The organism is Brachybacterium sp., assembly GCF_052095815.1.
Lineage (GTDB): Bacteria > Actinomycetota > Actinomycetes > Actinomycetales > Dermabacteraceae > Brachybacterium.
The window spans coordinates 43,701-57,921 of the sequence record NZ_JBQDLF010000026.1; the positions used below are offsets into that span (position 1 = coordinate 43,701).

The 14,221-nt window shown below is 71.3% G+C and carries 10 protein-coding genes; 1 reads left to right on the top strand and 9 read right to left on the bottom strand.

All coding sequences use genetic code 11. The features are described from left to right. Positions 1-46 precede the first annotated feature (46 nt). The 4 genes from ACTH43_RS11380 to ACTH43_RS11395 form a co-directional block, all read right to left on the bottom strand. A complete protein-coding gene (locus ACTH43_RS11380) occupies positions 47-1,918 on the bottom strand; it encodes an ABC transporter ATP-binding protein (protein ID WP_441445011.1) in 1,872 nt (623 codons plus the stop codon). Next, positions 1,915-4,008 carry an ABC transporter ATP-binding protein gene (locus ACTH43_RS11385; protein WP_441445012.1) on the bottom strand — a complete coding sequence of 698 codons (2,094 nt, stop codon included), beginning with the start codon at positions 4,006-4,008 and terminating at the stop codon, positions 1,915-1,917. Before ACTH43_RS11385 ends, ACTH43_RS11380 begins: the two co-directional genes overlap by 4 nt. After that, positions 4,005-4,514 carry a DUF456 domain-containing protein gene (locus ACTH43_RS11390; RefSeq protein ID WP_441445013.1) on the bottom strand — a complete coding sequence of 170 codons (510 nt, stop codon included), beginning with the start codon at positions 4,512-4,514 and terminating at the stop codon, positions 4,005-4,007. Before ACTH43_RS11390 ends, ACTH43_RS11385 begins: the two co-directional genes overlap by 4 nt. Positions 4,515-4,660: 146 nt before the next feature. Beyond that, positions 4,661-5,665, bottom strand: coding sequence for a beta-ketoacyl-ACP synthase 3 (locus ACTH43_RS11395; RefSeq protein WP_441445014.1), 1,005 nt, complete (start codon positions 5,663-5,665; stop codon positions 4,661-4,663). A gap of 68 nt (positions 5,666-5,733) precedes the next feature. On the opposite strand from ACTH43_RS11395, the gene ACTH43_RS11400 reads away from it, so the two are divergent. Next, a complete protein-coding gene (locus ACTH43_RS11400) occupies positions 5,734-6,426 on the top strand; it encodes a VanZ family protein (RefSeq protein WP_441445015.1) in 693 nt (230 codons plus the stop codon). Between the two features lie 37 nt (positions 6,427-6,463). On the opposite strand, the gene ACTH43_RS11405 is transcribed toward ACTH43_RS11400, so the two are convergent. The 5 genes from ACTH43_RS11405 to ACTH43_RS11425 all read right to left on the bottom strand — a co-directional run bounded on the left by ACTH43_RS11405 (position 6,464) and on the right by ACTH43_RS11425 (position 13,958). Continuing rightward, complete coding sequence (locus ACTH43_RS11405) at positions 6,464-7,255, bottom strand: alpha/beta fold hydrolase (RefSeq protein ID WP_441445016.1); 792 nt, start codon at positions 7,253-7,255, stop codon at positions 6,464-6,466. Then, on the bottom strand, positions 7,252-7,779 hold the full coding sequence (locus ACTH43_RS11410; protein ID WP_441445017.1) for a PadR family transcriptional regulator: 528 nt from the start codon (positions 7,777-7,779) through the stop codon (positions 7,252-7,254). The genes ACTH43_RS11405 and ACTH43_RS11410 overlap by 4 nt, the downstream gene beginning before the upstream one ends. Before the next feature lie 63 nt (positions 7,780-7,842). Beyond that, entirely contained in the window at positions 7,843-10,911 is a 3,069-nt protein-coding gene (locus ACTH43_RS11415) for an AAA family ATPase (RefSeq protein ID WP_441445018.1), read from the bottom strand. Beyond that, positions 10,908-12,083: an exonuclease SbcCD subunit D gene (locus ACTH43_RS11420; protein ID WP_441445019.1), complete on the bottom strand. Its 1,176-nt coding sequence runs from the start codon at positions 12,081-12,083 to the stop codon at positions 10,908-10,910. The genes ACTH43_RS11415 and ACTH43_RS11420 overlap by 4 nt, the downstream gene beginning before the upstream one ends. Before the next feature lie 237 nt (positions 12,084-12,320). After that, positions 12,321-13,958: an HNH endonuclease signature motif containing protein gene (locus ACTH43_RS11425; RefSeq protein ID WP_441445020.1), complete on the bottom strand. Its 1,638-nt coding sequence runs from the start codon at positions 13,956-13,958 to the stop codon at positions 12,321-12,323. Positions 13,959-14,221: the final 263 nt, after the last annotated feature.

Here is a 14,221-nt window from a genome sequence, read left to right on the forward strand (position 1 = left end):
CGGCACGGCACGGCACGGCACGGCACGGCACGGAGCATCCGCCGCGTCAGCGCTCGCTGCGGTGCGCGACCCAGGAGCGGTGCAGCCCCGCGTAGATCCCGCCCTCGAGGGCGACGAGCTCGGCGTGGGTGCCGTGCTCGGCGAGGTCACCGCCGTCGAGCACCATGATGCGGTCGGCGCGCTCCGCGGTGGAGAGCCGGTGGGCGATGGTGATCGTGGTGCGGCCGCGGGCGAGGCCGTCGATCGCCTGCTGCAGGCGCACATCCGCCGCGGGGTCGACGGCGCTGGTGGCCTCGTCGAGCACGATGATGTCGGGGTCGGCGAGGTAGGCACGGGCGAGCGCGACCAGCTGCCGCTCGCCGGCGCTGAGGGATTCACCGCGCTGGCCGACGGGGGTCTCGAGCCCCTCGGGCAGCTCCGCGGCCCAGGTCGCCAGGCCCAGCTCCTCGAGCGCCTGCCGCATGTCCTCGGTGGTGGCGTCGGGTCTGCCGTAGAGCAGGTTCCCGGCGACCGAGGTGTCGAAGAGGAAGCCCTCCTGGGGGACCATGATCACGCGGGCGCGCAGGGAGTCGTAGGGCACCAGGTGCAGGGGGACCCCGCCGATGAGGATCTCGCCGCTCGCGGGGTCCATCATGCGGGTCAGCAGCTTGGCGAAGGTGGTCTTGCCGCTGCCGGTCTCGCCCACGATCGCGATCCGGGAGCGGGCAGGGATCGCCACGTCGATGCCGTGCAGCACCTCGGGGCCGGTGGGGTACGCGAAGCGCAGATCGCGGATCTCGATATCGAGCAGACCCTGCGGCAGCGGGGTCGCGCCGGGGACGGGTGCGCGGTGATGCCCGGTGTGGGGATCCATCGCACCGGCGGGGTCGGCGACATCGGCCGGGGTGTCGAGCACGCCGAGCACGCGCCGCCAGCCGGCCACCGCGTTCTGCGCCTCGGAGAGCATCTCGATGCCCATCCGGACGGGCTGGCTGAACAGGGAGACGAGGAAGACGAAGGCGATCACGCCGCCGGCGGTGAGGTCGGCGCCGGGCAGGTCGATGCCGAGCGCGCCGGTGCCCAGCACGATGCCGACCACGACCACCACGGCGGTGGCGAGCCCGTCGGCCGTCTCCGAGAGGAAGAAGGACGCGGACTGGGGCTTCAGCACCGCGAACTGGGCGTTGCGCACCTCGCCGATGCGTCCCACCTGGGAGGCGCGGGTGCTCTCCTCGGTGCCATAGGCGCGCACGGTGGCGGAGCCGACGAGGGACTCGGAGACGGCGCCCAGCATCTCGCCGACGTTCGTGCGCACCCTCTGGTATCGGGCGCGGATGCGCTTCTGCAGCGAGCCCATGATGACCAGGATCGGCAGGTAGCAGATCCAGACGGCGAGGGCGAGCGGCCAGGAGTAGAAGGCCATCACCCCGGTGGCCAGGACGAGCTGCATGCTCATCACCACCAGCATGATGCCGCCGAAGCTCATGAACTGGCTGACGGTGTCGACGTCGCTGGTCACGCGGGAGACCAGCGCGCCGCGCTGCTCGGTGCCCTGGGTGAGCAGGGACAGATCGTGGATATGGCGGAAGGCGCGCTTGCGCAGGGTGGCCAGGGAGTGCTCGGCCAGGCGGAACAGGCGCCGGTTCATCAGCACGTTGCAGGAGGCGGTGACCAGCAGCACCAGGGCCGCGAGGCCGGCGGCGCCGGCGACGAAGGCGACGTCGGGCGTCTCCGGGGCGATGATCCCGCGGTCCAGGATCGACTGCACCGCGATCGGCACCACCACCTTGCCGGCGGTCGCGACCACGGCCAGCAGCAGGGTGATCCAGAGCCCGCGCAGCAGCTCAGGGGTGAGCGCGAGGCCGCGGCGGATGGTGGCGATCGCCCCCTCGTCGGTGGTGGTCTCGCTGCCGAGTGCGGAGGAGCCGGGGGCGGTCATCGGTCGCTCTTCTCATCGGTCTCGACGCCGGATTCGACGGCGGGCTGCAGCTCGACGGCGGGGAGGGCGCCGGTGCGGATGGGCACCTCGCACTCGCCCTCGTCGGCCCCTGATTCCTCGTGGCGATGACGGCCGACGGCGCCGTGGATCGCGATCGCGCCGGTGACGGTGCGCTCCCGCTCGGCGGGCACGGCGACCGCGGGGTCGGGACCGTCGCTGGGCTGCGGGGCGGAGGCTTCGAGCAGGTTGTGGGAGATCGCGGCCTCGTCGTAGGCGTCGACCAGGGCGCGGTAGCCGGTGGAGCGGGTGCGCAGCTCCTCGTGGGTGCCGGTGTCCGAGACGCGGCCGTGGTCGAGGAAGACGACCTGGTCGGCGAGGGAGATGGTGGATTTGCGGTAGGCGATCAGCAGCAGGGTCGACTCGGTCATCTCGCGGCGGATCCCGTCGAGGATGGCGAGCTCGACGCTGGGGTCGCAGGCGCTGGTGGCGTCGTCGAGGATCAGCAGCCGGGGCCTGCGGGCGAGGGCCCGGGCGAGCGCGATGCGCTGGCGCTGACCGCCGGAGAGCGAGCCGCCGCGCTCCCCCAGCTCGGTGTCCAGGCCGTCGGGGAGGGCGTCGACGAAGGTCTCGGCCTGGGCGACGCGCAGCGCCCAGCGCACGGTCTCCTCGTCGAGGTCCTCGCCGAGGGTGACGTTCTCGCGCACGGTCGCGTCGAACACGAAGGCCTGCTGGAGCACGAGGGCGACGTCCGCGGTGAGGGCGTCGGCGGTGAGGGTGCGCAGCTCGGCGCCGTCGAGGCTCACGCTCCCGGTGGTCGGTGCGACCAGGCCCGCGGCCAGCAGCGCGAGGCTGGACTTGCCGGAGCCGGTCGCGCCGACGACGGCGAGCACACGGGTGCCGGCGTGCGGGTCGGCGTGCAGGCTGACGTCGTGCAGGGCATGGCCCTTGCGCACCGCGAGACTCGCGCCGTCGACGCCGCGGCCGAGGATCACCTGGGACGGGTCGTCGAGGTAGACGAAGGAGACGCGGTCGATCTCGAGCACGCCTGGGCCGTCCGGGAGCGGGTCCGGGCCGTAGGTGCGCTCGTCGGCCACGTCGAGGATCTGCTGGACGCGGCCGCCGCCGACGACGGTGCGGGAGAGGTCGCCGAGCACCCAGCCGAAGGAGCGGATCGGCAGGGACATCAGCGTGAACAGGTAGGCGACCTCGACGAGCTGGCCGGTGGTGAGGTGCCCCTCCCCGATCCGCCAGGCGCCGAGCACGGCGACCGCGAGGATGCCGAGGTTGGGGAGGGCGTCGATCGCCGGGTCGAACCAGCCGCGGATGTAGCCGAAGCGGATTCCCGTCTCCCGCAGGTCGTCCGCGGCGCGGGTGAACCGCTTCTCCTCGACGTCCTCGCGGCCCAGCGACTTCACGACGTTCGCGCCGTCGAAGGACTCGTGGGCGATCTCGGCGACCTCGGCGCGCAGCTGCTGGGAGCGCATGGCGATGGGGGTCGCGAAGCGCTGCAGCATCACGTTGAGGATGATCAGCAGCACGATCAGGGCGAGCATGATCAGCAGGATCATCGGGTCGATGCGGGCCACGACGATCGTCGCGTAGACCAGCATCACGATGGTGGACAGCGCGAAGGGGAAGGGCGCCATCGCGAAGAACGTCGCCTCGACGTCGGAGTAGACGGAGGAGAGCAGGGTGCCGGTGGCCTGGCGGCGATGCCACAGCAGCGGCACCTTCGCGTACACCTCGACGATCCGTTCGCGGTAGAGGCGGAAGAGGTCGAACTGGGTGGCGGCGGCGAAGATGCGGCGGGCCATCACGGTCACGGCGCGGGCCACGGCGATGCCGAGGATCGCGAGGCCGCCGCCGATGATCAGGGCGGGTGCCGCCTCGCCGCGCTCGAAGGAGGGCACGATGACGTGCTCGGTGACGCGGCCGATGACGGCGGAGGTCCCGATCTGCAGCAGGGCGAAGGCGACCGCGCCGAGCACGGCGAGCAGGAACCAGCGCCGCTGCTCCCAGGAGCCCTTCAGCAGGCGCTTCAGGCCCGGGATGAGGACGGCGGGGTGCTGGCGCTGGGTGGGCGCGGTCATACGGTCACGAAGTGGACGACGACCGCGATCGCGAAGGTGATCGTGGAGAGCATCGCGAGGGAGAACTCGATGAGGATGCCGGTGCCGAGCGCCTTGATCGCCACCCACGCGGAGGTGAAGCCCTGCTTCCAGTCCTTCTGGCGCAGCGCCTCGCTGACGTACAGACCGATCAGGAACCCGATCGGCAGGCCCAGGAAGGGGATCACGAAGATGCCGACGATGCCGGCGGCGATGCCCACATAGACCGGCCACATCGGCACCTCGGCGGCGTGCAGCCGTTTCCCGGTGAGGACATAGCTGGTGGTCATGCCGATCGCTCCGAAGATCAGCACGAGCGCGAAGGCGACCCACGCGGGCCACCCTCCCACCACGATCGCCCAGATCAGGGTCGCGATCACGAGGGTGATGGTGCCGGGCAGCACGGGCACGACGATGCCTGTGAGGCCCACGATGTAGGCCAGTCCGACCAGGACCGTCACGATGATCTGGACGGTCAGGGAGTCCACCACGGTTGTCCTCCAAGGTGTTCAGGGATGGGGGCGGTGCGCAGCGCGGGACGGCGCGCGGGACGGGGCGGGCCGGGAAAGCGTCTGCACGCCCTCGTCCATCCTATAGGGAACGGCCGACGGTCATACGCGGAGCGCCCCTGCGATCAGGGCAGCCGCACCACCTGGCCGGCCCACGCGAACCCGCCCCCGAAACCGATCAGCAGCGCCGTGGCCCCGGCAGGGATCCGCCCGGTCTCGCGCAGCCGGGAGATGGCCAGCGGGATGGTCGCGGCGGAGGTGTTGCCGGAGGTGATGATGTCGTCCGCGACCACGGCGTCCTCCCGCAGGCCGAGGGCGGCGGCGAGCGGCTCGATCATCCGCAGATTGGCCTGGTGGGGGACGAACACGTCGATGTCCTCGATGCCGAGGCCCGCCGCCTCGACGATCCGTCGGGCGATGCCGGGCGCCTCGCGCAGCGCCCAGCCGAGCACCTGGCGGCCCTGCTGGGCGAAGTAGGGTCCCTCGCCAGCGGCGTCGGCATTGATGGTGACGGCGTCGGCCAGCTCGGGCTCGGTGCCCCACACGACGGGGGCGATGCCGGGCTCCTCGCTCGCGCGCAGCACCATCGCGCCCGCCCCGTCGGCCGTGAGGATGCAGGTGGCGCGGTCGGTGTAGTCGGTGAAGGCGGAGAGCTTCTCAGCGCCGATCACCAGGGAGACCGCGGAGGCGCCGGTGCGGATCGACATGTCGGCGACGGCGAGGGCGTGCTCGAAGCCGGAGCAGGCCGCACCCACCTCGAAGGCGGCGGGGGCGGGGATGCCGAGCGCCTGGGCGACGCGGCCGGCGGCGCTCGGTGAGCGCTCCTCGTTCGAGCAGGTCGCGACGATGATCTGGGTGACCTCGGAGGGGTCCACGCCGGCGTCGGCGAGGGCGGCGCGGGCGGCGGCGGTCGCCATCTCCGGCACCCCTTCGCCCGCGGCGGCGATGCGTCGGGACTCGATCCCGGTGCGCTGTCGGATCCATTCGTCATTGGTCTCGACCAGCTGCTCGAGTTCGTGATTGGTCATCACGCGCTCGGGCCGGTAGTGGCCGGTCCCCACGATCTGCGAACCGGGGCTCAGGGGCGCCGCGCGGAGGGCGGGACGCGGTGCATCAGGGGATGAGGACATGTCGGCTCCTGCAGGATCGTGGCGGACCGGTGCGGCCCGCGCCCAGCAGGAGACCTTACGGTGCTGTCGTGAACGAGTTGATGCGGCTGGCCCTGGTGGGCATCGCGGGCGGACTCGGCGTCTTCGCCGTGATCCTGCTGCCCGCGATGGGGCTGCAGCGACGGCGCTTCGGGCGGGTGCGGCCCTCCCGGCTGACGGCGGTGGCGGCGATCTGCGTCTACACGATGAGCCTCGCCGGGCTGACGATCGCCCCTGCCTATGACGTGGCGACCACCTGTCGCAGCCGCTCGGGCGGTGCTCTGCGGCTGGACCCCTTCCATTCCCTCTCCGAGCTGCTGGGGATGCAGCGCGGCGGCGCCGGGCTGCTCGAGCTCGCCACCAGCTTCCCGGTGCTGCAGATCCTCATGAACATGGCGCTGTTCGTGCCCCTGGGGCTGATCCTGCGGGGCGTCTTCCGCCAGGACACCACCACCTCGCTCGCCCTCGCCGTGCTGCTGTCAGCGCTGATCGAGCTCACCCAGTACACCGGCGCGTTCGGGATCTATCCCTGCGGCGTGCGGATCGCGGACATCGAGGATCTGCTGAGCAACGCCGCCGGGGCCTGGGTCGGGGCGCTGCTCGCTCCGCTGCTGACGCGCTTACGGGTGCCGCTGTTCGCGAGGGAGGAGCGGCGGCGGGAGGCAGACGGCGACGGGGACGACGGCAGCGACACGGCCGACGGCACCGACGAGGTCGAGGACCTGTTCCGCCACGGTTTCTGATCGGGCGACCTGGGACCATCTGGTCCGTCAGGGACGTTCAGCGTCGTGCGGGCGGCCCGACCTCCAGCAGTCGAGGGTCCACCGCGCCGTCGAGCCAGGTGAGCAGGACGTCGTTGAACAGGCCGACGTCCTCGATGTTCCAGATGTGGTGCATCTTCGGGGCCAGGCGAAGCTGCGCCTGGGGTGCGGCGCGGCCGAGCAGGGCGAGGGAGTCGCGGAACACCGACGGGTCGTGCTCGGCAGCGATGGCGAGGATCCGTCCCGAGCCCGGGTTCAGACCAGCTGGAATGCCGCCGGTGAACAGCTCGGTCGTGAGCGCCGACATGCTCTCCTTGCGCAGGGTGAGCCCGTGGGAGACGAGCTGTTCCCGCCCTTCTGCATCGAGCCCGTAGGCCTTCGCCTGCAACTCCCAGAACCAGCGAGCGTCCCAGAGCGCGATCTGCAGGCGGCTGAGGGCGCGAGCGGTGCGGCCGACGGGAGCGAGGATCGCACCGGTCGCGAGTGTCGAGCGGACGCGGTCCGGGTGACGTGCGACCACCCGCAGCGCCGTGACCGCACCGAGGGAGAGGCCGACGAGGTGGAAGGGCTCGGCGACCCCGAGCTCGTCGGCCCGGGCGATCACTCCGTCTGCCACAGCATCCAGACCCGGCCAGGTCTCGGCGGCGCGATGACCGAATCCGGGGAGGTCCAGGGCGAGCACCACGCGGTCATCGAGCGCACCCAGCTGTTCGGTCCACATCCAGTTCGCGACGGTTCCGCCGTGCAGGAGCACGACGGGTGCGGCTGACCCTGGTCCGAGGGGAGGGTGGAGTTCGGGGAAGGTGGTCACGGTAGTGATCTCTCGGTGTCGTCGAGCCAGCGGAGCTCGGCGCGGGCATGCGTGATGCCGTGGTCGAGGGTGGCGAGGCGCAGGGTCCCGGCGCGGTTCCCCTCGGCCTCGTCCGCGATCTCGGGGCGCATCCCCTCGAACTCGGCGAGCCGCTCGGTCACTGCCGTACGGCGGTCTGCGACGAGTGTGCGCAGGGCGCCGTCATCGAGCTCGTCGGCGAAGAACAGTCGGGCCAGGAAGGGGTGACGGGAGGGCTGCGGCTCCGGGGGCGAGGTCAGCCACAGCGCGAGCGCGTGCCGGCCAGCGTCGGTGAGGCGGTGCTCCTGCCGATCCGGGGCACCGTGGCCGGGGATCGTCTCGACCTCCGCGTAGCCCTCGGCGACGAGGGTGGCGAGGGTGCGGTAGATCTGAGATTTGTCGGCCCACCAGAAGTGCCTCACGGAGGAGTCGAAGTGCCTTTTGAGGTCGTATCCGGTCATCGGGGCGAGGGCGAGGAGCCCGAGGATGATGCGCGAGAGGTTCACACCACTAGTAGACAATGCACCTAGGTGACTTGTCTACTATTGCTGACCGGGCGCCGCACCCCCTCAGGCGGTGATGGTCAGGCTCGAGCGGCTGTCTGCGCCGCGGCGCACGTGGATCTGCTCGGGGATCTGGGCCTTCATGTCGCCGACATGGCTGACGATCCCGATCACGCGGCCGCTCTCGGCGAGCCTGCCCACCTCCCGCACCACGGTCTCGAGGGTCTCGGGGTCCAGGCTGCCGAAGCCCTCGTCGATGAAGAGGGTCTCCATCTGCACTCCCCCGGCCTCGCCCATGACGATGTCCGCCAGGCCCAGTGCGAGGGCGAGGGAGACGAAGAAGGTCTCGCCGCCGGAGAGGGTCTCGGGCACTCGCACCTGGTCGGTGCGGCGGTCCAGGACCAGCAGGTCCAGGCCCGTCTTCTTCGCGCCGCGGGCGCCGGTGTCACGCAGCAGCTCGAGGTCGGAGCCGGAGAACAGGGCGAGGCGGGCGTTGGCGGCCTCGATGACGGCGTCCAGCCGCCACATGAGCACGTAGGTGGAGAGCTGCACGCGCTCTCCGTCGGCCGAGCGGCCGGTGGCGAGGTCGGCGACCCGCACGGTGATGCCGGCGTCCTCGCTGACGCTGCGCACCTGGGCCGAGGCGGTCTCGAGCGCGGTGCGGGCGGCGGCGCCCCGCTCGGAGATGCCGCGCTGGCGGGCGGCGAGACCGGCGGCCTCGGTGGAGGCTGCCTTCGCGAGGGTGAGCTTCTCATCGGCGGCGACCACGGCGGCCTCGGCCGCCTCCTTGGCCTCGTCGCTCGCGGAGACCTCGGCGATGCCCTCTTCTGACATGCCGTCGGTGAGCCGGGACTCGTCGACGGCGCGGGTCTGGACGAGCTTCTGCAGGCGGGTGCGCTCTGCGGGGACGAGCACTGCGGCGCGGACCGCGTCGGGAGTGGCGAATCCGCTGGCGGACAGCGAGGTCACCGCCTCGTCGGCGAGCTCGGCGGCACGCTGCTCGGCCTCGGTGCGGGTGCGCAGCACCTCTCGCAAGGCGGTCGCGGCCCGGGCACGGTCGCTGTGGGCACGGCGACGCGCGGCGATGGAGTCGTCCTCCCCGCGGGCCTCGGTGACCTTGGTGCGGTCGCTCGCGAGTGCGTCGGCTGCGGCGGTGATCTCGGTGCTCTCGCGTTCGACGGCGAGGGCGTCGTCCTGCTTGCGGCGGGTGAGGTGCTCGGTCTCCTCGTCGAAGGCGGCCAGGGCTGTCTCGAGCTCGGCAGCCTTCGTCTCGGCGGCGCGCGCCGCCGTGACCTCGGCCTGCGCGGTGTCGACGGCGGTCTCGGCGGTCTCGGGGGTGAGGTCTCCGGCGGCTTCGCGGAGCCGGGTGAGCTCCTGGCCGGCCAAGGCGTGCGCCTGGTCGGCGCGGGAGTGCGCCGCTTCGGCAGCTTGGCGGGCCTGCTCGGCGACTTCGACCTGCTCGGGACTGACGGCATCGTCAGCAGCCCCTGCCGGGTGGGGGTGCTCGAGTGCGCCGCAGACGGGGCAGGCGTCACCGCCCGTGAGGTCGACGGCGAGCTCGGCGGCGATCCCGGCGAAGCGGCGGCGGCGCAGCTCGGTCTCCGTCGCCGCCCGTTCCTGGGCCGTGCGGAGGGTGGTGGTCGCCTGCTCGCGCAGCGTCTCGACCTTCTTCTCGTGGGCGACAGCAGATGAGGTGGCCTGCTGTCGCTCCTCGGCGGTGCGCAGGGCGAGGCGGGCATCGCCCAGCACGGCGGCGGCTTTGCGGGCTGCGTCCCGCACGGTGATCTGTTCGGTGCGGCGGGCGGGCCGCGCTCCGAGCTGTGCGGTGAGGGCAGCGAGGGCGGTCGTCGCCGCAGTGAGCTGCTCGCGTCGCGCGGCGAGCTTCTGCTCGCGGGCGGGCAGTGCTGTCTCGAGCTCGACGAGATCCTTGAGCGAGCCGGCCGCGGTGGTGGCTTCGTCGGCGGCGGCCATCAGCTTCTCGTCGGCGTCCTCCTCTTCCAGCAGATCCACGAGCTCGCTCTGCTGCGGCCGGGTGGTGCTCGCCAGCTTCGCCAGAGCCTCGACCGCGACGGCCACCCGGGTGGAGGCGGCGTCGCGGCGGCGCAGCACTTCGACGACGGGTCGCGCGGACTCGTCGCGCTGCAGCGAGGTGCGTCCGATCTCGAGGGCGGGCTTCTCCATCGAGAGGCGTGCAGCCAGGGCGTCGAGCTCACGGCGACGATCGATGCGCTTGCGTGCAGCCGTGGCGCTCTCGGCGGCGGTGCGCGCAGCCAGCTCGAACTCGCCTGCCGTCTCTGCAGCGCCCTGTGCGTCGTCAGCCCGCGCGATGACCGCCGCGAGGTGCTCCCCGGCGAGCACCGCCAGCGGTTCCAGCCGCAGCGCCGTCGCATGCTCGTTGAGCACGGCGCTCTGTTCTGTCTCGAGCGCGGTGGCCTCGGTGAAGCGGGCGAGCGCAGTGCCGAGGGTCTGCTGGGCGGCGTCGACCTCTCGCTTGGCCCGCTTCCGCATCTCCTCGAGCTGCTTCTCCACCGCGGCGTAGGTCTCGGTGCCGAAGACGCGCTGCAGCACGGCCTGGCGTTCCCCGGTGCCGGCGCGCAGGAAGCGGGCGAACTCGTTCTGGGGCAGCAGGACGGTCTGGGTGAACTGGTCGCGGGTGAGGCCGACGGCCCGTTGGATCTCGCGGCCCACCTCGTCGATGCGGGTCGCGATCGCTTCAACGCCGCTGCCGCCGCCGGCGGTGTCGGCGATGACATCGGGGATCAGCTGCGGGGAGCCGATCCGCCAGAGCACGGCTTTGGCCTGCTCCTTGGTGGTGCCGGTGCCGCGCAGCTTCTGGCGCTGGAACTCGGGCTGGCGGCGCACCCGGTAGATCCCGGAGGCGGTCTCGAACACCATGTCCACCACGCTCGCCTCGGTAGGGGCGGCGAACTGGGAGCGGATCCGGTCGCTGCTGGTGACAGCGCCAGCGACCTGGCCGTAGAGGGCGTAGACGATCGCGTCGAGGATCGTGGACTTGCCAGAGCCGGTGGGGCCCTCGAGCAGGAACATGCCGCTCGCACCGAGGGCGGCGAAGTCGATCCGGGCGGTGCTCGCGAAGGGACCGATCCCGGTCAGTTGCAGGTGATGGAGCTTCACGAGGCTTCCTTCTGGCGGCGCACCGCGGTGTAGGCGCGGTCCAGGACGTCATGCTCGGCGGCGGTGGGGGCGGCGCCGGTGACGTGGGCGAGGAATTCGTCCATCACCTCGAGCGGGTTCTGCTCGCGGCGCACCACCGGGGTGCCCGCGCGCGCCTCCCTGCCCTCCGGTGCGTACTCGGTCAGCAGCAGGTCGGGGTACGCCTCACGCAACTGTTCCTGCAGGTGGGCGGGGCGAGCCGGGTCGGTGACGATGGCTTTGATCCAGTCGCCGCCGTGCTCGTCGCGCTGGCTGAGGATCTCTTCGAGGGTGCCGCGCAGCTCGGTGAGTGGGCGTGGGACGGGGGTCTGGATCCGTTCTACGGACACTGCCGCTCGGCCGTTATCTCTCGGGGCGCCGAGTTCGACCAGCAGCACGGACTTGTGGTGGTGGCGCTCGGAGAAGGAGAAGGCCAGCGGGGAGCCGGAGTACCAGGCGGGGGCACCGACGGTGCGGGTGAGGTCCTGGCAGCCGTGAAGGTGGCCGAGGGCCAGATAATCGATCCCGCCTAGCACCCCCGCGGGGACGGAGTCGACGCCGCCGACTGCGAGGTCGCGTTCGGAGTCGCTGGCCTCGCCACCGGTGACGAAGGTGTGGGCGAGCACGACGATGCGGGCGCCGGGGTGGGCGGCGGCGCGCTCGTGGACGCGGTCCAGTGCGGCACGGGTGACGGCCTCGTGACTGCGGGCCAGCGGCGGCTCCCCCTCGCCGACCAGCTCGGTGCGCGCACGGTCAGGTTCGAGATAGGGCAGGCCGAAGAAGAGCACCTCGCCGTGCTCGTCTTCGACGCTCACGGGGTGCTCGATGCCGGGGACGTCGGTGAGCAGGTGGACGCCTGCCTTCATCAGGCCGCGGCCGAAGCCGAGCCGTTCCGGGGAGTCGTGGTTGCCGGAGGTGAGGACCACGGTGGCGCCGGTGTCTGCGAGGCGGGCCAGTGCACTGTCGAGCAGCTTCACGCTGCTCACCGCGGGGACAGCGCGGTCGTAGACGTCGCCGGGGATGACGACGACGTCGACCTGCTCTGCCCGGACCAGGGCCACCAGCCAGTCGAGGAAGACGGCCTGATGCTCGTGCAGGTCGACCTTGTGCAGGGTGCGTCCCAGGTGCCAGTCCGAGGTGTGCAGGATCTTCATGCCCCGAGCCTACGAGCGGGGACTGACAGCCGGCACCGCCATGCACAACCGGCAGGTCAGACCACCGGCAAGTCACACCACCGGCAAGTCCTGGGCATGCCGACGTCCCGGAGCACGGGAGAGTGCGCCAGGTGCGGCGGGATCTACGTGGGCCGACAGCCACGACGGCCACCTGACGCCACCGGGACTCCGGTGAACCAGTGCACCGGGGTGCTGGCGCGGCGACCAGTGGGCGAGTCAGTAGGGCGGGGGCCCGTACTCGTCCCAGGGTCCGGGCGGGATCTCGGTCCCGCCTGGCGGTGGTGGTGGTGGCGGTGCCGACGGCGGTGGCGGTGGCGGTGCCGACGGCGGTAGCGGTGGCGGTTCATCCTTGCCGGTCGCAGGCTCAGTGGCCGGCTCCCCGGCATACGTGCCGCGCAGGAAGGCGACCCACGCGCGCTCGAGATCTGCGGCGATCTGGAGGCTCGCGGTGTCGAGTTCGTCGGTCGCGGTGGCGACGTCGCCATGGTGGCCGATGGCCCAGCGGGTCCGGCCGGGTTCACTGGCCCGAGTCGGGAGGCGAGTGGGGTCCAGGAGGCCGTTGGTCTTGTCAAGATGGTGCTGCCAGCACAGCAGATGGAGGTTCTCGATCTCGGTGAGCCCGCCCTCCCCCGGGGTGCCGCGCAAGCATTCCTCGATGTGATCGCACTGGGAGGCCCAGGAGGTGGGCCGGGTGCAGCCGGGGACCGCGCACTGGGCATTGCGCAGGCGCATGTGCTCGAGCATCGCGGCGGTGGGTTCGAATCTGTCCGCGGGCAGCGGGAGGAAGGCTCCGCTGCAACGGTCCGTGAGGACTCGGTACCAGGTGCCCGTGCTGCCGGCGAGAGAGCGGGCGAGCGCTGGGGGAAGCGGGATGGTGCCGTCGAGGCTGCCGGGTTCATCCGAGGCGCCGAGGAGGGTGAGCGCGGGGACGGTGATGTTCAGGCGGAACCGCTCGCCGGGGACATGCACTCCCTCGAGGTCCAACGCCGCCGTGGTCATGAGCACGAACCGCAGCTGGTTCAGCGGCAGTGCCTTCCCGGTGTCCAGGACCGTGCCGTCCGGGTCATGCGGGATCGGGGTGCCGTCGCGAAGCGCGGCGCGCTGGGCCGCTTGGATCGCCCGGGCAGACTCGTCGAGCTGCTTCCACTGCGCGAGGATCTCCGGGATCGGACCACTGATCTGGAGAGTCCCCATCCCAGGTGCGACGCTCGGCAGCAGGTCGACGCTACGGGTGAGCGCGGCGAGCGGATCCGGGTGCTCCTCACGCTGTTCGAGCAGCGCAATGAGCTTCTTCAGCAGGGTGAAGAAACGTTCCGCGGTGATATCCGGGGACCAGGAGGCGACAGCGATATCCAGATTCTTGCGGGAGCTGTCGGAGAGCTGGCGAGAAGTTTTCAGCATTTTCTGGAACCACGCCGCGGGCAGGTTCCCGGATTCCAGCTCCACAAGGCACTGCGGAAAGAGGTGCACCGCCTGGTAGGCGTCCCGCAGCTGCCAGCCGGCGGCACCGCGTGTCACCCTCAGCGCGAGACCGGCCCGCAGAGTCTCCACCTCATCGAGCTCGGTGACCTCCTCATATCCGCCGTCGTGCTCATAGAGGTCAGCCAGGGCGCGATACTTCTCCGCCAGGCAGAGCGCGGTGCGCTTCTCCGCATCCCACACTCGCTGGGTGGCCTCGCTGAGCTGAGGGTCGTCCATGCTCTTCCCGCGGCGGGGCAGTGACTCACGGGTGAGCGCCTGGCGCGCTGTGACGATCCGCAGGTGCGTGGGAAGCGACGCAAGGAAGGCTGCGTCGGCCGATTCGTCGCGACCCTCGTCATCGAACAGCGACGACGAATTCTCCACGGCGCTCATAGCGCTCCCCCTCCTTGCCGCCTCGCATCTGGTCGCGGACTCCGAAGTCCGCGAGGGGCGGGCCTCCCTGCCCATCCGACACCTCGATTTTATCGGAATGCCCCGACAATCGACAGGACGCGGGCCAATTGTGGATAACTTTCAGACAGCATCCCAGAACGCCCAGAGGGCTGGGCCCTGAGACATTCTTTCCTCCACAGTGCAGGGTTATCCGGCTCTTCCCGGTTCGTGGTGATGGGGAGCGTCGCGTCGTTGACGTAGAA